General features: G+C 41.5%; 20 protein-coding genes. 8 read left to right on the top strand and 12 right to left on the bottom strand.

Annotated features, from left to right (window positions below):
- Nucleotides 1-77: 77 nt before the first annotated feature.
- The 5 genes from AA0X95_RS03570 to AA0X95_RS03550 form a co-directional block, all read right to left on the bottom strand.
- Nucleotides 78-614, bottom strand: a complete 537-nt coding sequence (locus AA0X95_RS03570) for a hypothetical protein (protein WP_413305443.1) — start codon at nucleotides 612-614, stop codon at nucleotides 78-80.
- Nucleotides 604-1,902: an FAD-binding protein gene (locus tag AA0X95_RS03565; RefSeq protein ID WP_413309832.1), complete on the bottom strand. Its 1,299-nt coding sequence runs from the start codon at nucleotides 1,900-1,902 to the stop codon at nucleotides 604-606. The genes AA0X95_RS03570 and AA0X95_RS03565 overlap by 11 nt, the downstream gene beginning before the upstream one ends.
- 758 nt (nucleotides 1,903-2,660) lie before the next feature.
- Entirely contained in the window at nucleotides 2,661-2,798 is a 138-nt protein-coding gene (locus AA0X95_RS03560) for a hypothetical protein (protein ID WP_413305440.1), read from the bottom strand.
- Nucleotides 2,799-2,820: 22 nt separating this feature from the next.
- Complete coding sequence (locus AA0X95_RS03555; protein WP_413305437.1) at nucleotides 2,821-3,831, bottom strand: DUF3231 family protein; 1,011 nt, start codon at nucleotides 3,829-3,831, stop codon at nucleotides 2,821-2,823.
- Between the two features lie 125 nt (nucleotides 3,832-3,956).
- Nucleotides 3,957-4,394 (bottom strand): SRPBCC domain-containing protein, encoded by a 438-nt coding sequence (locus AA0X95_RS03550; protein WP_413305434.1) that lies wholly within the window; start codon nucleotides 4,392-4,394, stop codon nucleotides 3,957-3,959.
- A 182-nt stretch (nucleotides 4,395-4,576) separates the two neighbouring features.
- On the opposite strand from AA0X95_RS03550, the gene AA0X95_RS03545 reads away from it, so the two are divergent.
- Nucleotides 4,577-5,683, top strand: a complete 1,107-nt coding sequence (locus tag AA0X95_RS03545; protein WP_413309829.1) for a site-2 protease family protein — start codon at nucleotides 4,577-4,579, stop codon at nucleotides 5,681-5,683.
- A 431-nt stretch (nucleotides 5,684-6,114) separates the two neighbouring features.
- Here AA0X95_RS03545 and AA0X95_RS03540 read toward each other — a convergent pair whose 3' ends face one another.
- Both AA0X95_RS03540 and AA0X95_RS03535 read right to left on the bottom strand, forming a co-directional pair.
- Nucleotides 6,115-6,990, bottom strand: a complete 876-nt coding sequence (locus tag AA0X95_RS03540; protein ID WP_413305431.1) for a zf-HC2 domain-containing protein — start codon at nucleotides 6,988-6,990, stop codon at nucleotides 6,115-6,117.
- On the bottom strand, nucleotides 6,980-7,468 hold the full coding sequence (locus AA0X95_RS03535) for an RNA polymerase sigma factor (protein WP_413305428.1): 489 nt from the start codon (nucleotides 7,466-7,468) through the stop codon (nucleotides 6,980-6,982). The genes AA0X95_RS03540 and AA0X95_RS03535 overlap by 11 nt, the downstream gene beginning before the upstream one ends.
- 932 nt (nucleotides 7,469-8,400) lie before the next feature.
- Between AA0X95_RS03535 and AA0X95_RS03530 the strand changes: the two genes are divergently transcribed.
- On the top strand, nucleotides 8,401-8,679 hold the full coding sequence (locus tag AA0X95_RS03530; protein ID WP_413305425.1) for an autorepressor SdpR family transcription factor: 279 nt from the start codon (nucleotides 8,401-8,403) through the stop codon (nucleotides 8,677-8,679).
- Nucleotides 8,676-9,302, top strand: coding sequence for an SdpI family protein (locus AA0X95_RS03525; protein WP_413305422.1), 627 nt, complete (start codon nucleotides 8,676-8,678; stop codon nucleotides 9,300-9,302). Before AA0X95_RS03530 ends, AA0X95_RS03525 begins: the two co-directional genes overlap by 4 nt.
- A 527-nt stretch (nucleotides 9,303-9,829) precedes the next feature.
- Here the strand turns inward: AA0X95_RS03525 and AA0X95_RS03520 are convergent.
- Nucleotides 9,830-10,612, bottom strand: a complete 783-nt coding sequence (locus AA0X95_RS03520; protein WP_413305419.1) for an alpha/beta fold hydrolase — start codon at nucleotides 10,610-10,612, stop codon at nucleotides 9,830-9,832.
- Between the two features lie 225 nt (nucleotides 10,613-10,837).
- Between AA0X95_RS03520 and AA0X95_RS03515 the strand changes: the two genes are divergently transcribed.
- Nucleotides 10,838-11,914, top strand: a complete 1,077-nt coding sequence (locus AA0X95_RS03515) for a serine hydrolase domain-containing protein (RefSeq protein WP_413305416.1) — start codon at nucleotides 10,838-10,840, stop codon at nucleotides 11,912-11,914.
- 232 nt (nucleotides 11,915-12,146) lie between these two features.
- Here the strand turns inward: AA0X95_RS03515 and AA0X95_RS03510 are convergent, their stop codons facing one another.
- Nucleotides 12,147-12,977 (bottom strand): aldo/keto reductase, encoded by an 831-nt coding sequence (locus tag AA0X95_RS03510; RefSeq protein WP_413305414.1) that lies wholly within the window; start codon nucleotides 12,975-12,977, stop codon nucleotides 12,147-12,149.
- 150 nt (nucleotides 12,978-13,127) lie between these two features.
- Nucleotides 13,128-14,339 carry an MFS transporter gene (locus AA0X95_RS03505; protein ID WP_413305411.1) on the bottom strand — a complete coding sequence of 404 codons (1,212 nt, stop codon included), beginning with the start codon at nucleotides 14,337-14,339 and terminating at the stop codon, nucleotides 13,128-13,130.
- Between the two features lie 189 nt (nucleotides 14,340-14,528).
- Here AA0X95_RS03505 and AA0X95_RS03500 point away from each other — a divergent pair, with 189 nt between their 5' ends.
- A complete protein-coding gene (locus AA0X95_RS03500) occupies nucleotides 14,529-14,903 on the top strand; it encodes a winged helix-turn-helix transcriptional regulator (protein WP_413305409.1) in 375 nt (124 codons plus the stop codon).
- 88 nt (nucleotides 14,904-14,991) lie between these two features.
- Here the strand turns inward: AA0X95_RS03500 and AA0X95_RS03495 are convergent, their stop codons facing one another.
- Nucleotides 14,992-15,282: a YciI family protein gene (locus AA0X95_RS03495; RefSeq protein WP_413305406.1), complete on the bottom strand. Its 291-nt coding sequence runs from the start codon at nucleotides 15,280-15,282 to the stop codon at nucleotides 14,992-14,994.
- Nucleotides 15,283-15,708: 426 nt separating this feature from the next.
- Here AA0X95_RS03495 and AA0X95_RS03490 point away from each other — a divergent pair, with 426 nt between their 5' ends.
- Nucleotides 15,709-16,914, top strand: coding sequence for an IS256 family transposase (locus AA0X95_RS03490; protein WP_413299614.1), 1,206 nt, complete (start codon nucleotides 15,709-15,711; stop codon nucleotides 16,912-16,914).
- Nucleotides 16,915-17,495: 581 nt separating this feature from the next.
- On the opposite strand, the gene AA0X95_RS03485 is transcribed toward AA0X95_RS03490, so the two are convergent.
- Nucleotides 17,496-19,184 carry a hypothetical protein gene (locus AA0X95_RS03485; RefSeq protein WP_413305404.1) on the bottom strand — a complete coding sequence of 563 codons (1,689 nt, stop codon included), beginning with the start codon at nucleotides 19,182-19,184 and terminating at the stop codon, nucleotides 17,496-17,498.
- Between the two features lie 214 nt (nucleotides 19,185-19,398).
- On the opposite strand from AA0X95_RS03485, the gene AA0X95_RS03480 reads away from it, so the two are divergent.
- Together AA0X95_RS03480 and AA0X95_RS03475 are read left to right on the top strand one after the other, a co-directional pair.
- Nucleotides 19,399-20,052: an MOSC domain-containing protein gene (locus tag AA0X95_RS03480; protein WP_413305401.1), complete on the top strand. Its 654-nt coding sequence runs from the start codon at nucleotides 19,399-19,401 to the stop codon at nucleotides 20,050-20,052.
- A gap of 16 nt (nucleotides 20,053-20,068) precedes the next feature.
- Entirely contained in the window at nucleotides 20,069-21,343 is a 1,275-nt protein-coding gene (locus AA0X95_RS03475; RefSeq protein WP_413305399.1) for an MFS transporter, read from the top strand.
- Nucleotides 21,344-21,346 lie beyond the last annotated feature (3 nt).

Below are 21,346 nucleotides of genomic sequence, written 5' to 3'. Positions count from 1 at the left end.
TCCTTACTCTTGTATACCCAATTAATAGCTAGCAATAATTCATTCTCTGCTGTCCCTCATTATTCCTGTTCACTTCATTATATTTTTAGGTCAGAACGATATGTTCTTCTTAATGCCAACCAAGCATTCACCATATACCAAGCCCCCGCAAGGTAAAACAGCATATGAACGGAGAACCAGTCAAAGATGAATCCTGCTCCAAGGATGCTCGCGACGATGATGAGTTGCAAAAGAAATTGATGGAGATTTTCCTTTTTCCAGCTTAGATTGTCTTTCTTATCAAACTCTTTCTCCGCTAGTTTGTAAAATGCTTGAAAAATCCCCATTACGCATTGGATGAAGCACACATGAAGGACCGTTTCGGCAAACGGCACCGCAATCATGGATAAGCCGAGTCCGAACAACGAGACACTGTACATTTTTCGAAGTGGAAGTGCTTGAGGAATCCAGGTTAGGGCATAAAAACAAGCGGCTGATGATAGAGCGAACATCGCGTATAACAGAGAGAACGTGCTGTACGTTTCCCCAATATTTTTCAAAAAAAGCAAGTAATAAGGGAAGACCGCCGTCTGAATGACAAGCACACTTCCGCGGATCATCCATTTAGTCTTCATCCCTGTACCTCTCATAAAACAGACTGGTAAAATCCCCATTTGGGTCGACCATCTCCTTTTCCTTCACAAACTCAGGAAAGTTCGGATAGGCCTCAAGCAACTGTTGTTTAGTTGCGTAAGGATAATACGGCAAGTAAAAGGTTCCGTTGTGCCTCAAGGTAATATCAATCATTTTTCGAATCGACGTTTGCGCCTTTTCGACTTCCTGCTTTTGTTTGCCGTGGTTGAACAGTGCGACAAGGGCGATCATATCTGTCTTAGCATAAGATAGCCTTGATAAGTCGTCTTTTGATACATAGCGAATGGTGAAGTTCAGCAGGTTGATGTCGTCTTTTTTCAAAAAAGCCTTCATGTCCTCGTCGTAGGCAGGGTATTCATCGATTGGAACGAAAAATTCCTGCAGGGTGTCGGTATTCTTCTGATTTTTATACAGTAGAAAGTCGCTTTCTGAACGCATAGCGTTGTTCCTTGAGATTAAACGATGATCAAGCGAAAGGAAGTATTTTTCCTGCAGGTTCCACAACCAATCCTTTCCAAAGCCGGTCTTACGGGATAAATTGAGTAAGAAATAGGTCAGAAAGGGCTGCTCGTCCCCCTTCAACACGCGAAGTTTTTCCGTCAGGGGATACTCGGTTGTATGGTACTCGACGACAAACATGCTGTTCATCGATGTCCGAGGAGCCACTGAAATACGCCCATAAGCCATCTTCACCCCTGGGTTTTCCCTTAAGGCATGGACATACGCCGGGAATTCCTCTACACTCACCTTTTTCGTGCGAATCTCGTATACCTCATCATCGGTCACCTGCAATTCCACATCTAAGATCACACCAAATAAACCGTATCCGCCAAGAACATCCATGAATAACTCTGGTTCGCCAACACGGTCCACTTTCACGATTTTTCCATTAGGAAGCAATAGATGGAACCAGTTGATCGTTTGACCAAGGGATTCGTTTTTGATATCCCGGCCGTGCACATTCACGCTGATCGACCCTCCGACGGTAAAAATATTCTGGCTTTGCATGACTTTGACGGCGAGTCCTTTTGGTCCAAGGGCTTTTTGGATGTCGTCCCACGTGGCTCCACTTTCAACATGAATCGTTTTTCTTTTTTCATCTATTTCTAGAATTTTATTAAAACTAGACATATCCAGGACCACCCCGTCCGGATAATAGGTATGCCCGCCCTGGGAGTGCCTTTTTCCGGCAATGCTCACTTTTAACCTATCTTTTTTTGCTTCCTTCAGGATATCGACAATTTGCTCTACTTCTTTCCCTTTTTCAATCCGCTCAATTTTCGTTGGCAGGAGTCTCCCGACATCCTGAATGGTATGCTCTTGGTACAGGTCATCCGAATAGTGGTTTAACGAATACCGGAAGACTGCATAGGAAACTGAACAGGTGAAGACACCAAGCGAGAGGATTACTAGTATGAGTTTCTTAATAATAGGAAATCCCCCTTACCGAGGAGTGTAATTTTACACTTATTTTACCATACATCTATTTTCTAATATAGAAAAATTTTCTAATTTCCGAGAATCGTGTAGGTTCCGGACCTGAGTATCACAGAGAACATGCGGGGAATGTGGAAGGATAAACCAGCAAAGGGAAAATAAGCGGAATTTTTCCGTCTATGTATCAGTCGGGTGCTTAACCTGATCTCCCAGCCGATGAGTGCGGACCCTCTCAAGAACCTTGAAAAATAAAGAAAAAGACGTATGCCAATACATACGTCAATACTTTAATAAGAAGGCACCACAAAACGGAACCCTTTAGTATTCTTTAATACAGCTTTTTTTAAATTGGCTCTGTTAAACTTGTCTGTTGATTTCCGCTCCAGGCGGCTTCGCTTTCCGCGGGCGTGCCGGGGAGCCTCCTCGTCGCTTCGCTCCTGCGGGGTCTCCCCTGCCCCGTACTCCCGCAGGAGTCTTCGCCGCCTTCCGCTCCAATCAACAGAGTTAAAAATCAACAATGTTCTTTAACACAGCCTTTAAATTAAATATCACATGGTTGACGATGGTCACATCTATATTGGCCTGCAAATCTAGAGTAGCTTGTTTACTTTTTTGTTAATTTTATATACATAAAGGAAAAGTATCGTTGTATAAAGTGTGGTGAGTATCCCAGCTCCAATAGCCATTAATAAAATCGTTGCGAGTTTTTTCTTTAGTCCAAAGAACATAAGGTACCCCCTTTTTTAAAGCCTAATATTTATTTTGATTTCTTACTGATTCTCTATCAATCGATTGTGGAGGTTTCTCGAACCATCCATGATCAATTAACAGGTTTGCCCCTTCTTTCGCATAGGCCCCGACCTTAAGGATATACCCTTCATAGCTTAGGATTAAATCCTTTCGAAAAGAGGAAGCAATCGCCAGTCCAAAATCGCCAAGACCAATCGCACTTTGGGCATTCGTATGAAATAACATCAATTTATCTGAAAATGGCGCCTCTATACTGTTCGAGATTGTAGAATCCCATGTGGATGGATAGGAGTTGTCATCTTCCTTAAGTTTGACCATAAAATCCTCTACCATCTTCTTTCCTAACTCATATCCATCTTTAAAGTAATCGCTCATTTTCTTAGACTGAGCTACTTGGCTAAAACCTAAAAGGATGGTTTTTGCTATGTTTGCCACCTCAATATTTACTCCTAAATGAGCAATTTCTACTCCAAGAAGCGGCCGGGGAGCACCTATTAATCCCCCAAGGAACTTTTTATCCGTTACATACTCAATTTTATCAGGATAGGAAATGTAAGGAGAGCGAATAAAGACTCCTTTTTCCTGCATGAGCTCTGCATTACGGTCATATAACGTTTCCGTTTGACTGTAAAACTGTTTGAACAAGGTACGTACATCTTTCCGCGCGGAAACTGACTTCGCTAAGCTGTATGAGTTCAATCCGGTTCTCCCCATATGGTGCAAATAACGCATGTAGGTAACATCGGAAAAAAGCTTCTTTGCCTGCATGTTCACATCTTGTTCTCCAAATCCATTAGGCACAGGAATTCCTTCCTTTGTAAATAGATCGGAAACTTGAGTCACATGGTCGTAGGAATAGCTGAGTGCCAGTTTAATAACTGGCTTAATATCCTGATCTTCGCAGGTTTGTAAAAAATGCTTCATCACACAAATAGACATCGTGTCACCAATATATGTACTCCACAACATCGATAATTCTGCTGACGTTAATTTGGTTACATGTTCGACCATTACTTATCATCCTCAAAACCGATTTTCTATATTTTATATATTTCCTTAAATAATGAGGTTGATACAAAAAGAATTTTTCATACACATAGAAAAGGCCGCTAAAAATAGCAGCTTTCTTTAATAGGTCACTCTTTCACGAGCCCCGCTCTCAATTTGGTCACACCAAATTCTAAATACGCCTTTAAGCAACTTAACATATAGACCCAGCCTTCTTTGTTGTCTATCAAATGATGAATAAACTCCTCACCTTCTTCATTAAACCCTTCTTCGTTTACCTCAATAACCGTACTCCTATTCTCACTCTCTTTTAGTGTAATCGTTACAATATGAGCATCCTCTGCTTCACCCCACGAGAACACAATCTTCTTATTTTTAACCACTTCCAATACTTTAATAACAACTTCAGCATTGTATTCATCATATCTCAATGTAATGGCCTTGCCTTCTTCCCATCTTTCAGAACTGGAGGAAAACCAAAAGTTCCCGATTTTCGAAGGGTCGACGAAGGCTTCAAATACTTCATTTGCCGGCTTACCTATTTTAAATTTCGTTAGATTGTTCAATTGGATCATCCTTCCTACCTATCACATTAAAAATAGCTTAACCATTTTGATTTACATCTCAAACTCTTCCATTATTATTAAACCTGTTTTTTGAATCTTTTTCCATTTATTTCTCGTATAATAGACATACGACTAGATTTTTGGTTGTGTTTTTAAAAGGGGATGTTTGTGTGGAGAAAAAGATGGTCGAGGGCAGCAACGGCAAGAAAACCACTTGGGGAGTAATAGGTACCATTGGCGCTTTATTATTAGGTAAATTTAAATATCTTTTCATTATATTTAAGATACTTAAACTCCAAACACTTGTGAGCATGTTTATTTATCTCGGAACCTACGCACTTATTTTTGGATGGAAGTTTGCAGTAGCTCTCGTCTATCTATTGTTTGTTCACGAAATGGGTCATCTTTATGCGGCAAAGCGGATCAAATTGCCAGTTAGCCCCGCTTTATTTATTCCTTTTGTCGGTGCGGTCATCGGCCTGAAGGAAATGCCTAAGAATGCAAAAGATGAAGGATTTATTGCGTATATGGGGCCTTTATTTGGACTATTATCCTTTTTCCCTGCTATTCCCTTGTATATTTTTACCCATGAACCATTCTGGGCTCTTCTAATTATTTTAGGCGGGATGCTAAATTTATTTAACTTAATACCGATTACTCCCTTGGATGGAGGAAGAATTGCAGCAGGAATCAGTACGAAGCTATGGGGATTGGGAATTATCCTATTACTCACTTATTCAGTCATGAATCTTAGCTTTATAGGGTTCCTGATCGTTATTTTGGGTTCAACCGAATGGTACAAATTATATAAAAAACAAAAGAATTTACAGGCACATCAATTAGAAATACAAGAACTGGAGCACGCAATAGAAAATTTAAAGCATGAATCTCATCACTTGGATTCGGTCCATGAAACCGTTAAAAAGCTTAGATGGAGCATTAAGAACTTTGAGATTACAGAAATACTTCGCACATTAAATCTGGAAATTGAAAAAATAAAAAGAGAGCTCTATCTTCAACAATTAACGGGGACCTATTCTTCGAGTGAGGACGCCTTTGCTGACAATCAACAAGTGATTGAGAGGTTCATCATCCGCTTAGAAGAAAAACTAGCTGAGTATAAAAAGGATGTAAAGACAACCGAAACCTATTATAAAACCGAAAAAAAAACAAAAGCGAAATTATTTCTCATCTATATAGGTCTCGTCCTTGCTCTGTCTCTTAGTTATTTTTATGGCAATGAAATCCTCATGAATCATCCAGAGATTCAAAAGGCGATGAATCGATAAGAATGCAGAAAGGTACACACTAAACCATAGTGGTGTACCTTTCTGGTTCGTTCCTCAAATCCTTTTTATTTTTTCAATTAAATACTGTACACCATATAATAAATACGCTTTATAGTGTATATAGATGAAAAATTGAAAACGATTTAAGCGATTTAGACGGATGATTTTACATTTTTTTTAGTACATCAATAAAGAAAAAAGCAAAGAGCCCGTCTGCAATCACATTAAGAAACACAAACTTTTTAAAGTTACCATAAGAACATTTAAGTAACCACATGGAAAGAGACAAGTAAGGGCCTACACTAAAGGGAAGCTCATCCTTAATATAAGATTTTGGCTTATCGTAAAACTTCCACCACCTCTTTTAAACTCTTTTTTAAAATAACCAATATAATGAAAAAAACCGCCCAATTTGAGCGGTCTTACGTACTTTACCCCATTACATCTTTTATATGATTGTTATGTTTTTTCAGGATCAACCAAACTATCAATAGAACACTAAATATCGCAAATAGGAGAATAGGCAGTTGGAAAAAGCTCCAAACGCTTGGTCCATAGTATTTAAACTGATGATGCCTCTCCACAGTCTTTTCATACGAACTTTTGTATTCATATTGGATCACCCACTTTGAATTCGCCATGACTACCGTTCCTAAATCATATTGACTAGAAATAATTTGTTTATTCGCCCCAATAATGCCCTCGCTTCCAATAACAGAGACAGCTTTATGATATTCAATTGGAAATATGGTTGTAGGTTCCTTTCTTACAGAAGGGTTTTCCTTTACCCAATCTCCTAAATCGGCAGCAGGAAAAATCGCTAATAAATGTAGTTTTTCCTTGTACTTATTAAATACTTCGAGCAGTTGTTCCTCTTCTAGTTTCGTCACTTCATTTGAAGAGCCAAGAATATGAAAAACATCCTCCATAATATCTGCCTTTTCTTGTTCGACCATTTCAAGCTTAGTTACTTCAGCCTTATATTCTTTCTGTTTCACCATCGAATTGGCAAGAAAACAGATTCCTAGCCCCAATGAAATGAGTGCCGTTATAAGGATATATTTAGTTAGCCTTCTCTGAGCATTGAAAAATGCAGCTACTTTTTTGAATGGTTTTTTTGCTTCCAGCCTCTTCTTTTGTTCGATTCCATCAGAAACTTCCACATCATTTTCCATGGTATGTAGTACATCCCTGCATACATGACATGAAGCAACATGTTCCTCAATAAACTGTCGACTTTCGTTGCTACACAGATCGTCTATATAAGATGGTAGTAAATCTCTTACAATATGACACTTATTGTTCATTCCCCATCTTACCCCTTTCCTTTAATTTCATTTTGGCTCGATAAAACGTCACTCTTGCCCAGTTTTCATTCTTCAGCTGAATTTCTCCTATTTCTTTAAAACTTAGACCGCCTAAAATTCGTAGCAAAAGCACCTCTTTATACGGTTCTTCAAGCAGGTGTATGATACGGTAGAGAGCAATTTTGTCTTCGGAATGAATAAATTCAGCTTCAGGAGAAGTATGTAAAGGATCGTCTCGAAAAATTTCATTTCGTTGCCGCTTATTTTTTTCAAGGTATTTATAATAGGAATGCTTCGCAATTTGGCAAAGCCAAACTGACATTTTACATTCGCCGTTATATCTATCTATTGATCTCACCGCTTGAAAAAAAGTTTCTTGTGTAAGTTCTTCTGCTAGGTCCGCATTGTGGCAAAGACACATCAGATATTTAAAGACGTCATCCGCATACTTGTAATAAATTTCATCTAGTTCTCCCAAGGCCTTTCCTCCTTTCGCTCTATATATCCGATTAAAGTCCTTTTCGTTACAAAAAATAATAAATTTTTTTAACGCAATGGCTGTATTAAACTTGGATGTTGATTTCCGCTCCAGGCGGCTTCGCTTTCCGCGGGCGTGCCGGGGAGCCTCCTCGTCGCTGAGCTCCTGCGGGGTCTCCCCTGCCCCGTACTCTCGCAGGAGTCTTCGCCGCCTTCCGCTCCAATCACATTGTTTGTTAGAACAAAAGAGAGCCAACACAATAAAAAACCGCCAATAAATGGCGGCTGTAGTGTTACTTTCAACATTTATACTAAGTTCACCTTCAAGCATGGCTTCAATATACGATTGATGCAAAGAGATTTATATTTTCAATATCCAATATCTTCTAATTATGATACGATAATTATATCATCTAAAGGGGGAATTTCTATGGTAAACAATGTGTTTGTTCCTATTTTTATCGCGTTTCTCAGTGCAATGGTGGTATGGATGTTGGTTCTCGTTATAAGAAAAGGCCGTTCTTAACTAAAAAAAAGCGACCTTCTTTAATGAAGAATCGCTCGCCTCTTAAAGACTCGAAGAAAATGTCTTCTTTCTGACCTGGATCCCCATCAAGGTTGCTACAAGAAAGATGATCCACATTATTAAAGTTAACGGCAATAGCAGCTTACCTATCCCATAATTATCGGCTACGGTAATTGTATCAATGGAAACCTCTCCGCTAACATTTAGAAATTTATCTAAATATTTAAAAGAACCTATTGACTAATTTTAGGGAATTTATTACTCTATATTTAGATAATTTTCTAAATACCTAAATATAGAGGGACAGTCCCCCGATGCGTTAACACTTTACCAAGACGGGGGACTGTCCCCCGTAGCAGTAATGCGTTAAAGGAGTGGGGGACTGTCCCCCTAGGAGGTTTATAAAAATGAATGATGCGTTTAAGGCGTTGTCTGATCCGAGCAGGAGGAAGATTCTACACTTACTAAAGAAACAGGACTTATCTGCAGGAGAAATTGCTGACCATTTTAACATGACGAAGCCAAGCATATCCCATCATTTGAATCTATTAAAACAAGCGAACTTGGTGGATTCAGAAAAAAAGGGGCAACAAATCATCTACTCCTTAAATACGAGTGTATTTGAAGATGTGGTCACGTGGTTTATGGATTTTCTAAAGAAAGAGGAAGAGGAGGAGATAAAATGAAAAAACACTGGTTTGGCTTACTTTTATTAGTAATGGTACTAATTGGCACAGGTATTGCTTATCCTTACTTACCTCAACAGGTGGGTGCACATTGGAATTATAAGGGTGTTCCTGATGAATTCGTGCAAAAATCTTACGGTGCCCTTTTTTTACCGGGAACCATGCTCATTTTGTATATTTTGACCATTCTCCTACCAAAAATCGATCCTAAGAAAAAGAATTATCAACGATTTCAAGATACCTATTATCTGATCATGAATATCATCCTATCCTTTCTCTTCTTAATGCAGGTTGTCCAAATTACAACTAGCTTAGGAAAGATTAATCCTGCACATGTGGTGCCAGAACTAGTTGGATTATTATTTATTCTTATCGGCAACTTTAGCCCAAAATTTAAACATAATTATTTTATTGGTATTCGTACACCATGGACCTTAGCAAGTGAAGAGGTATGGAAAAAAACTCATCGATTTGGCGGAAAAGTGTTTGTGGTTTTAGGTCTATTGATGCTAATAGTCCCATTTATTCCAGCAGCTATCCAAGCTTACTATGTGTTCAGCATAATCGTAGTCTGCTTAGCTCTCATTTTCCTATCTTCCTACTATTTTTTCATCAAAAATTAATGAAGAGGTTTGCTCATAAGAGTTAAGAGATTCGTTTTGAGGTGCTTTTCTTAAAATACGTGCCGAAATGACGGTCGTCTTGGCATCGTTATTGGTATAAAAAAGGTAAAACCTCACTTACTTGTGCTACGGTTCACCGCAATGCATCAAGATGAGTTCTCTTGGATTTTTGAAATATACTTACTCCCTTTTAAACAAGAGGAACCAGTAAAAGTAAAATAAGCGGAGATTTTCCGCTTAAATGCAGAATGGAGCTCTTTTCGCGGGTAAATAAGCGGAGATTTTCCGCTTATGCAAAAAAAAATCTCCTATTTTCGCATTTTTTGAGTCAATAGGCGGAATTTCTCCGCCTATTTAGGCCTTTTTTTATAAAAATTTCTAAATAAGCGGAATTTCTCCGTCTATTTATCAGATCGGTGCTTAACCTGATCCCCAATCGATTATTGCGGACCCTGATTTTCCCTGCGTTCAAGAAGATAACTTTATAGCTTTGATTTTTCATTTTTTAAATCCTTTATAGTTCGTTATTAACTACTAAATTGTATCAGCAGCTGATTAAACTTGTCACGCTCTTCCCAGAAAGCACCATGGCCGCTATATTGAAACGGAACAAGCTGTGAGTTTCTTATTTTTCGCTGAAGTTCCTGTGCCTGCTGAAAAGGAATCACCTTGTCATGAATGCCGTGAATAATTAGCGTGGGTGCCTCTATTTTTGGAAGATCGGCATGCACCGTCTCATCCCTCAGTAAAACCACCACTGCCGCGGTCGACCACCCTGCCGCCTGTAAGCCCATTTGGAAAAACCACTCGGAGAATTGGGGCGTAATATACTGAAAGAAAAAGCCATCTGTCACTTCCTGCATCATCTTTGGGCGATCCTTTAACGTTTCCTTCAGAAATTTATCCGCCGTTTCCGGTGTAAAGCCTGTCGGAGCCGCTGCGTCAACCAAGACTAGTTTGGACACACCATACCCATTGTATCGAGACATATATCGAATCGCGATGGATCCCCCCGTGGAATGACCTACGAGTGTCACATTCTGTAATTGAAGGGCGCCCATCACCACGCGGATATCATCTGCCAGTCGGTCATACGTGTATCCACTCACTGGTTTATCCGAATTCCCAAACCCCCTCCAGTCGATGCCAATACAGCGGTACCCCTTTGCAGGAAGAACATTAAACTGATATTCAAACTGTTTATGGCTCAAAGGCCAACCATGAATAAACACAATCGTCTTGCTACCACTTGGATTGAGATCTTCCACATATAAATTTACAACCTGCTCTACCGGAACAAAATATCCCATGCCTTTCCTCCGTTCCTATCGTAATTAAGCATAAGATATTCCATTTGGTTCCCATAGGTGAGTGTCTATAAAGAGAACAGCAATCATCAGCTTCATATTGTTATTACTTTTCTTACTATCGGATGATAAGATAGAAGTTACGAGGTGTTTTTTTCCATTTATTAAAATAACTGTAATTAAATTTAAATAGTTTCATATAAACAAATATGGAAGCGAGGGGAAAGTATGTTTCAAGTCATTGAAAAAAAACTCGGCAAGACCGTAGATTCTGATGCCAAGGTTGATAACGCCTATTTGCTCGTTCACTCTGATTCTCATAATCTCCATTTGAATGTAGCGCGCGGAAAAACAGGCGACGTGCCCGCTAATTCTGAGCAGCCTTTTCATACAGCGAGCGTCGGCAAGACGTTTACAGCCGTCTTGATTGCGATATTAGTAGAAAAAGGTGAAATTAGCTATACCGATCGAGTTGCGAAGTTTTTACCAGAAGACCTAGTGAAGGGTTTGCATGTGTATAAAGGGACCGATTATTCGCAGGAACTCTGCATCGACCATTTGGTTAGCAATACTTCTGGTTTACCGGATTATTATGAGTTGAAGCCGAAAAACGGTCCTTCGTTTCAGGAATTGTTGTTTCAGGAACCGTCCCGCTTTTGGACTCCGGTGGAAACAATTGAATGGACGAAGCAGCATTTAACACCCAAGTTCGCACCGGGTAAGGGCTGCCACTATTCGAATACCGGCTTTAATCTGTTAGGGATGATTATTGAAAAAGTAACCGGAAAGCCGTACCACGAAGTCTTGCATGAATACATATTTGATCCGCTTGGGATGAAGCACTCATATTTATGCCATTACTCGGAGCCAGCGGTAGTGAGTGAATATCCTGTTGCCACTATTTTTATGAAAGATAAGAAAGTAGATGTTACAGCGCATAAGAGCTTTAGCAGTATTTTTGCCGGGGGACAAACCGTGAGCACGTCTGAGGACCTGTTCCTTTTTATGAAGGCCTTGGAGGGTGGACAGTTGATTAGCCGAGAGTCATTGGCAACGATGCAAAAGTGGACGAAAATGTGGATCGGCGTTAATTATGGATTCGGATTGATGCGGGTGCGGATGCAGCCTTTTACACAAAAGTATCATGTGTGGGGTCATTTAGGTTCGACGGGTTCGTTTATGCTGTATAATCCTGGATTGGATGTGTATGTCATTGGCAGCTTTAATCGTACCGGATACGTGGGAAAAAGCATTCGATTTGTTTATTCGGTGCTGCGGACACTAGCGAAGTTCGCGAAGAAGTAGGCACAGGTGGATATTTTAACAAAAATTCGGAGTTCGATGCACTAACCGAGGACTTTTTTGATGTAAAATTACACTAATTCAACTGATTATGAAATTTATCAGTGATTTCTAGGCAGTTATCAGCGCATCTTCACCTTTTATCGGCGAATATTAGATTTTATCAGCGAATGTGAGATTTTATCAGCGAATTACATTTAAAAAGGTAGCGTTGAGCTACCTTTTTTGGTTTATCTTAGAAATCAAAGTTGTCTGGGTCTGGTCCGACACGACGGTCTTCGTTGAGGCTGTCGATGGCTTCCATATCTTCAGCGGTTAACTCGAAATCGAATACTTGTGAGTTTTCGATGATTCGGTGTTCTTTGATTGATTTTGGAATCGTCACGACGCCGTTTTGCAGATCCCAGCGCAGGATGACTTGAGCCACGGATTTGTTGTATTTTTGTGCGATTCCTAGAAGTACTTCATTGTCGAGCAATTGTCCCTGCATTAATGGGGACCAAGCTTCTAGCTGGATGCCATGCTCTTGGCAGAATGCACGGACTTCTTTTTGCGCTAAACGCGGATGGTATTCCACTTGGTTCACCATCGGCTTGATTTCCGCATCCTTCATGATGTCTTCAAGGTGGTGAACATGGAAATTACTTACGCCGATTGCCTTGACACGGCCTTCTTTATAAAGGGTCTCTAACGCTCTCCATGCTTCCTTATATTTTCCCGCTACTGGCCAGTGAATAAGGTAAAGGTCTAGGTATTCTAATCCTAGTTTCTGTAGGCTTGTTTCATAGGCAGCAATCGTAGACTCGTAGCCAAGGTCTGCATTCCATACCTTAGAAGTCACGAATAGTTCTTCACGAGCGATTCCTGATTCACGGATGGCTTGTCCCACGCCCTCTTCGTTTTGGTAGATGGCCGCTGTATCGATGCTGCGGTATCCGTTTCTAATTGCTGCCTTCACAGACTCCACTACCTCAGAGCCCTCTTCCACTTTAAACACACCAAGCCCAAACCAAGGCATCTTCACGCCATTACTTAATGTTGTAGTATCCTGTAAATTCTTAACCATAGTAAACAACCTCCTCTTGTTGTAAAAATGTTTTGTGTCCACCTTAGGAGGACAAATGTCTTCATGTGGTGTCATGCACCGCGATGTCTACTGTAGAAAAACAAGTGTCCACGAGGGGTGCCTGACACCCTAACCTCTTGCATTTTACCTTTAGCCCGCTTGTTTTGCAAAGGCTTTGGCTTGCTGGTCTTTCTTTTCGAGGCCGCGGCTCAAGCCTGTAAGGATGACGGCGCCGAGGACCATTATGGCTCCAATCCAAGTGGTGTGGATGAGGCCGATAGAGTCGGTGATCGCTCCGCCCAGGTAGGAACCGATGGCGATACCGGCGTTAAAGGCAGCGATGTTGAGGGCTGACGCTACATCAACCGCGCTTGGTACGAACCGTTCAGCTAGCATGACTACGTACACCTGTAGTCCTGGTACATTCATAAAGGCGAGTAGTCCCATAAAAATAATCGTGATAAGTCCAGCCACTTTAAATGGTGCCGTGAACATTAAAACAAAAAGGACTACCGCTTGAACGATGAACATGTAGAACAATGATCCGATTGGATTGCGGTTGGAGAGCTTTCCTCCAATCATGTTTCCAATGGCAATCGCCACACCGTATGCTAGTAGAATGATGGCAACGGTGCCTTCCTTAAAACCTGTTATATCCTGTAGTAATGGTGCTAAATAGGTGAAGACAACAAATGTCCCGCCATACCCAAGCGCCGTGATGATGAACATGAGTAACAGACGTCCATTGGTCATGAGCTTGAACTGGTCGCCAAAGCTTGTTTTCGTTCCTTTTTTCAAGAAAGAAGGAACGAGCACGCTGTTAGCGATGAGGCCAATGATGCCGATGACTACGATTAAGATAAAGGCGGTTCTCCAGCCAAATTGTTGGCCGATGAAGGTTCCAAATGGTACTCCGGTCACGGTGGCGACGGTGAGGCCTGAGAACATGATGCTGATGGCGCTCGCGCGGCGGTTGGCCGGCACGAGGTCAGCCGCAATGGTGCTGCCGATCGACATGAAGACGCCGTGTGATAGTGCTGAGATGACGCGGGCTGCGAGTAACACGCTTATGGTGGTCGCGCTCGCCGCGATGCTGTTGCCAATGATGAAAACAATCATAATCCAGAGTAATAGGGTCTTGCGTGACATGCTCGATGTGAGCGATGTTAGGACTGGCGCACCGAATGTGACGCCGAGTGCGTATAATGATACGGTCAATCCTGCGGTGGTCACAGGAATGTGTAAATCGTTTGAGATCATCGGCAGTAAGCCGACGCTTATGAATTCGGTTGTTCCGATAGCGAATGCGCTGACTGCTAAGGCTAACAGTGCGAGTGTGCTTTGTTTTTGATTTAAAGCCATGATGTGTTTCCTCCTCATTTTGTGTGGTTGTATGTGAACTGTAAAAAAGTGTATGATTATTTTCGACCGGCAAGTGTTATTATGGATGATAGAGAATCTATTGAAAAGTACGTACTTTGAAGTGCTATAGATACTTTTAGGTTCCATAGGTACTTTTTGGTGCCTATGGAAGAGGAGGAAAGACGGACGATGGAAAAGAAGAAATTTAATATATCGGTGGAAGCGACGTTGGAGGTCATCGGCGGGAAATGGAAGAGTGTGATTCTTTGTCATTTAACGCATGGGAAAAAGCGAACGAGTGATTTGAAGCGGCTGATGCCAAATATTACGCAGAAGATGCTAACCCAGCAGTTGCGCGAGTTAGAGGCGGATGGCATTATTAATCGGATTGTGTATAATCAAGTGCCGCCGAAGGTTGAGTATGAGTTGAGTGAATACGGCTGGACGTTGCAGGGGATCTTGGATTCGCTGTGCGCCTGGGGTGAAAAGCATATTACCAAGGTGTATGGGGACAAGTTTTCCGTGCTGGAAGAGAATGTTTTGAATGAGCCGTTGAAAGAGTAAGGTTTGGGGACAGTCCCCCGCTGGTTTAAAGCGCTGGGGGACTGTCCCCATTTTTACTGCTTGTGTGGTGCCTGACACTTCTGCCCGATTACATACTGATAAACTGTTCAAATCCATCCGCGTGCATGGTTGGGATAAATTCGATGATGTCGTAGGTGGCCATTTCTTTGCTGTAAAATGGATCTTCTTGGATGATGGCTTCGACTTCTTGTCGGTTGTTTGCGTTACAAAGGATGACCCCACCGACTCTTGGATTTTGTCTGCCGGAACAGATGAATTTTTGTAAGGAGTAGTATTTTTCTAGGTAGGCTCTGTGTGGTTCTAATTCTTTTTCTACTTCTTCAATTGGCTTAATGTACTTTAATAGTAAAAAAAACATGTAGGTAAGCCCTCCTCTCATCTTTTATAACACTATTTCAACCTAATCCTGTGGTTTTCCTCTTTTTCATGTAATAAATGCTGAATTTACAGAGGGACATGTAAAGTATGAAGGACATTCATGAAGGACATTCATGAAGGACATTTTGTCACGGTTCCTCTTCGTTTTTGTCCTTCATCCCCTTCATGAAAGACACTTTGTCACGGTTCCTCTTCGTTTTTGTCCTTCATCCCCTCTATGAAAGACATTTTGCCATGGTTCCTCCTTGATTTTGTCCTTCATCCCCTCTATGAAAGACATTTTGCCATGGTTCCTCCTTGATTTTGTCCTTCATCCCCTCTATGAAAGACATTTTGCCATGGTTCCTGAGAACGTCTATAGTTTTGTGTAAATGGTTATACTTACCAATTAAGGAGATGATCATTTATGCAAAATTATAGGGATATGACAATTAGAGAATTGGCAGGTCAATGTGAAACAGTGGACGATATTCATGCCATGATTAGGGACCTTTTCAAGGAGACTCTCCAACAGGTTTTCGAGGCTGAGATTGAGGAGCACCTTGGGTACTCCAAACATGATTCTAAAGGTATCAATACGGGAAATAGCCGGAATGGCTATAGTAAAAAGACCATTAAATCTAAGTTAGGTGAAACCAAGTTAAATATCCCTAGAGATCGTAAAGGTGAATATGAACCGCAGATTATAAAGAAATATGAGACCTCTATTAATGGATTAGAGGATCAAATAATTGCCCTTTATTCTAAAGGTATGTCCACACGGGATATTGAGGACCACATGAAGGATATTTATGGTATTAACGTCTCTTCTAGTTTAGTAAGTAAGGTTACAGACAAAGTGTTGCCTCTTGTCTATGAATGGCAGTCCCGTCTACTAGACCCTGTGTATCCTATTGTGTTTTTGGATGCAATACACTTTAAAGTTAAGCATGAAAATAGGATTGTTAGTAAGGCAGCTTATACAGTTTTAGGCGTAAATACAGATGGTATTAAGGACATTCTTGGTATTTGGATCGGCGAAGATGAGAGTGCTAGTTTTTGGTTGAACGTTTGCCAAGATTTGAAGAGTCGTGGTGTACAAGATATCCTAATTGCCTGTAAAGACGGGCTTTCTGGATTTTCAGAGGCAATTAATGCCACGTTTCCGAAAACAGATATTCAGTCTTGTATCATTCATCAATTACGAAATAATGTAAAGTGTGTTCCTCACAAATTCCGTAAGGAACTTATGGACGATTTAAAAAAGGTATATAAAGCATATACAATTGAACAAGCAGAATTGGAATTTGATGAGTTTAAAGAAAAGTGGGGAAAGAAATATCCTTCTGTTATTAAATCATGGGAGACCAACTGGCTAGAACTCACGACTTTCTTTTCTTACCCAGTAGAGATTAGAAAGTTAATTTACACAACCAACACTATTGAAGCATTCCATAGACAACTAAGGAAAGTCACAAAAACAAAAACTGCTTATCCAACGGATAATGCATTAAGGAAAATTGTTTACCTTGCGACTGTTGGAGTTACAGATAAATGGTCTAATCCTATTCCTGGATGGTTAGAATGTAGACAGCAGTTTGATATCATGTTTGAGGGCCGGCTTGGGAAATAATTGACGTAGTTAAGTTAGGGCTCTGCCCTAAGGGTTTATCGCTTTCGTTCTCCCAAAAGGAAAAAGAGAGGAAAAATCCTCTCTCCTTTTGTACAGAACCCTACTAGGTGCTCGGGTTGCTCCCCAGCATTGCCCTATCCCCCTAGTAGGTAAGAACACTTTAGTTTCAATATAGTCAAATCATATAGGATTTAACCATTTACACAAAATAATTTACATTCCCTGGTTCCTCCTTGATTTTGTCCTTCATCCCCTTCATGAAGGACATTTTGTCACGGTCCCTTCTTGATTTTGTCCTTCATCCCCTTCATGAAAGACATTTTGTCACGATTCCTTCTCGATTTTGTCCTTCATCCCCTCCATGAAAGACATTTTGCCACGGTTCCTCTTCAATTTTGTCCTTCATCCCCTTCATGAAGGAAAGTCCTCCCGTTCTCGCTCTCCAAATTGTCCTTCATCACCCAAAACAAAAAAACGATTCACCATCCATTATACTGGTTGGCAAACCGTTTCATCCTACAGCTGGGGACAGTCCCCCGCTGCTTTAAAGCGGTGGGGGACTGTCCCCACAGTTTTTATTGCTATGATTGTATAAATGGTCGTTCTTTTAAGTGGTTGGTGTGCTCTTTCATGTGCGCATAAAACAGGTCGTAGTGAACCCAGCGTAGAGGGACAGAGAACGACACTTCGTTCTTCTTGTTATAAATCACAACGTTCTTTTTGTTGTACTCTATCTTTTTGATATCAGCGATCTCGATAACGTGCTGCTTCGATCCGTCCACCTTCACAAGCTGCTGACCGACGATTTGGACCTTGCGCTTCTTATTTTTCGTTAGTTCATATAAACAAAAACCACCGCCAATGACCGTTAGCAGCACCAAAATAGGAATCGAATCTTCGGCAAAACCCGTAAACACCGCCTTCACCCAATGCACAATCGCCAGGCCTAGGAAGAACCAGGCGCCACGACTGAGGCGCGGCGAGCTCTCGTAATAGATGCTCGATTCATGTTCCTGCTGTTCTTCCGCTCTTTTTTTGAAAAAGGCCGCCTTATGCTCTTCGATGCTAGCTGCATCCCACTCAACAAAATCCGTGTAGCTTCCGTCCCATAACTCAGCGGTATCGTCACCATCCTCGAGCGCGTAGCCTCCTGCCCAGCCCGCATACCGTGTCCCGTTCTCCATAAAGCTTAACAAATAGTAGCGGACCGGCTGGCCGTACATATTTTCCGTTTCAATCTTGTCCATGACCTGGATATCTTCAGGGAAACGGATCAAACCTTCTTCTTCCTCGGGCAGATTGATAATCGTTGAAAAAAGCCTCGTTTTCGCCAAATGGGGCTGCTTGCCTTCCTTAATTGGATACAAATGCTCGAGATTCTTCTCCTTCAATTCCCAGTAAACCATTTCAGCCGTTTCCATCTGATTGGCCGCTTCTGCTAACAAACTAGGATCGTAAGGGAGATTTTTACCAATGCACACCAGTAGCGCTTCAGTTTTAATAAAAGGATCGCGGAAACGCATGGCCTGCTCCAGCTCCGCTCCCACTTCCTCAGAAAAATAGTATTCCATTAAACTAATAAACAATCGAATCCGTGACCGAACCGCAAAATAGCTGTTTTTCCATGCGGTGTACACATACTTGCTGGAAAAATCAGCATCGAATTTCAAGTATTCTTCTTTTTCCACCTGATAATCCTTGAGCAAGGACGGGAGAACAATCTCTTTACGATACCCTTTCTCGAAGCCGGAGGAATTCAGCGATAATAATAAATCATAGAGCATAAATTTATAGTATTTACTGTCCAGCTTGTCCAGGGTTTTATCAAGGATTCCATTAATCAACATCGGATAGTTGGCGAGCTCTCTTATTGGGATGAGGAAATTCTCCGATGATTGGATTAACCCGACGATTTTTTCTTCCAATAGATAAAAGATTTCCTCATCTTCTGTTCCTAGTAAAAATTCAATAGCACGCTCTTTTGCCTGCAGGTCCAACCCGTCGAAGTACTTGAGGAGGCCTTCCACCACTTCCGGCATCGGAAAATCGCAGACAAAATCGATCAGATAAAATGAGGGGTTGTCCCAGTTATCGACGCGCTCCGGGAAGCTGGATGCCGCCGTTTTGATGATATCTTTTAACACATCTATTTGAATTTCCAGTCCTTCATCCTGTTTATATTGAAAAAGCTGGTCAAGAGCCTCATATCTTTTTTGTGGATTTTCACTTTTTACCTGCTTTAAAATCGAACGCAGCTTTAATTCGATCACGTAATCCCACCCTATCTACAATTTAATCATGTTATCCACTCATTTTATTTCATACCTATTTTCATCATCAATTCCAAATTTAGCAAGGTTGAAACCGCCTCCAATCAAAGGGTGAAATTTCCTATTTTCACCTTTTCTACTTTCCTAACACACCCAAACCTGTTATTTTTTACTATAGATGTATTGCAAAGTTCCTGATAGAGGAGGAAACCAAATGAATGACATAACTGTATTATCCATTAACGTGCGGACACCGCAGGAATTTACATACGGAGAGAAAACTTTGCTTTCTGCAATCGATAAAAAGCCGGTTCATGGAAAGGTGTTTCTTTCGACACTAAATTTCGAAGGCGACCAGCAGGCTGATTTAAATTTTCACGGCGGGCCTGATAAAGCCGTTTGCGTCTATTCCCATGACCATTATTCGTTTTGGGAAAGTGTGCTTGATACGATGCTTGAGGTCGGGGCCTTTGGCGAGAACCTAACAGTAACAGGGATCACCGAGGAAGATATTTTTATCGGAGATGTGTTCGAACTGGGGGAAGCCGTTGTGCAGGTAACGCAGCCACGGCAGCCTTGTTTTAAATTGGCGACCAAACTGAAACAGCCAAAACTGCCTCTGATGGTGCAGCATACCGGCTATACCGGATTCTATTTCCGTGTTTTACAAGAAGGCTATGTTTCGAGCATGGATTCTTTGAAACTAGTGGAGCGGAACCCCGAAAGTGTAAGTATTTCTTACGCAAACAAACTGAAATATAAAGACAAGAAGAATCTTGACGGGATGAAGAAAATGCTGAGTCTCGCCGAACTTTCAAAAGATTGGACAGAGACCTTTTCCAACCGCTTGAAGGAGCTAGAAACCTAGGTTAGGAGAAAATAATATGAATATCTTGAAGTTTCATCGAAATATAAAAATACGACTGGTCGAGTCTTTTCTAAGCTCGACCATCGGCGGAATGATTTTCCCCTTTATGGCGATCTATTTATCTCATCATTTCGGGGCAAAATCGGCCGGCTTATTGCTGCTCGTAAATGTGTTCATCGGCATCGTGATCAACTTTTTCGGCGGCTATTTTTCCGATCAGTTTGGCCGAAAAAAGGTGATTGTGTTTGCCGAAACACTAAGGTTCTTTGCTTTTTTCACTATGATGCTGAGTAATTCTCCGTGGTTCTTCTCTCCAGTGTTGACGTTTTTTACGATGACGGCGAACAGTATTTGCTGGGGACTGGCGGGGCCGGCCACTCAGGCGATGCTGATTGATGTAAGTAAGCCTGAGGAACGGAAAGCCATGTATTCCATTATGTATTGGGCCAATAACCTGTCGATTGCGCTCGGCGGTATCATCGGTGGATTCCTTTTTAAAAATTACTTATTTGAATTGCTGCTGGCGCTGTCGGCTGCGGCTTTACTGACATGGGTACTCATCACCTTTTTTATTGAAGAAAGCTACGCCACTGAAAAAATGGCTGGTAAAGCAGTCAGGGACCATGTGCACGGGATGTTGAACGGCTACAAGGAAGTATTTCTCGATCGAGTGTTTATTCTCTTTGTCTTAGCAGGCTTGCTCGTTTTGTCGATGGAATTCCAGCTGACTAATTATATCGGGATTCGCCTGGCGAATGAGATGAGCGAACAGCATCTTTTCGGCTGGACCTTCGGAGGAATCGAAATGCTCGGGTTCCTGCGAACAGAAAATACAATTCTTGTCGTGTTGATGGCCCTGGTGGCGACTAAAATCGTGGATCGCTTTAAGGATCGAAATACCTTGATCGTTAGCTGTATTGTGTTTGTTGTGGGGTATGCTGTGATTTCGTATTCCAATAATATCTGGCTTTTGTTTGTCGCGATGCTGGCAGCGACGGTCGCTGAGGTACTTCGCGTGCCTGTGCAGCAAAACTACATGGCAGAGCTGCCGCCGGAACACGCGCGGAGCTCTTATATGGCGGTGTCCGGGTTAACATTTAATCTCGCGATGCTCATCTGTTCCATCACCGTAACATTGAGTTCGTTTTTATCCAGCATGGTGACGACGATTTTTATCAGTAGCATGGGCGTCATCGGAATTATAATATTTAACCGGATCTTGCCAGCTTTGGATCAACGGGTTCACGGGGGCGAGACAGAAGTATCCTTGAAGTCAGCGAGCCATAACTAAGAA

Origin of the sequence: Neobacillus phoenicis, from assembly GCF_047302305.1 — a bacterium.
GTDB lineage: Bacteria > Bacillota > Bacilli > Bacillales > Cytobacillaceae > Neobacillus.
This window is presented reverse-complemented; position numbering and strand designations above follow the sequence as displayed.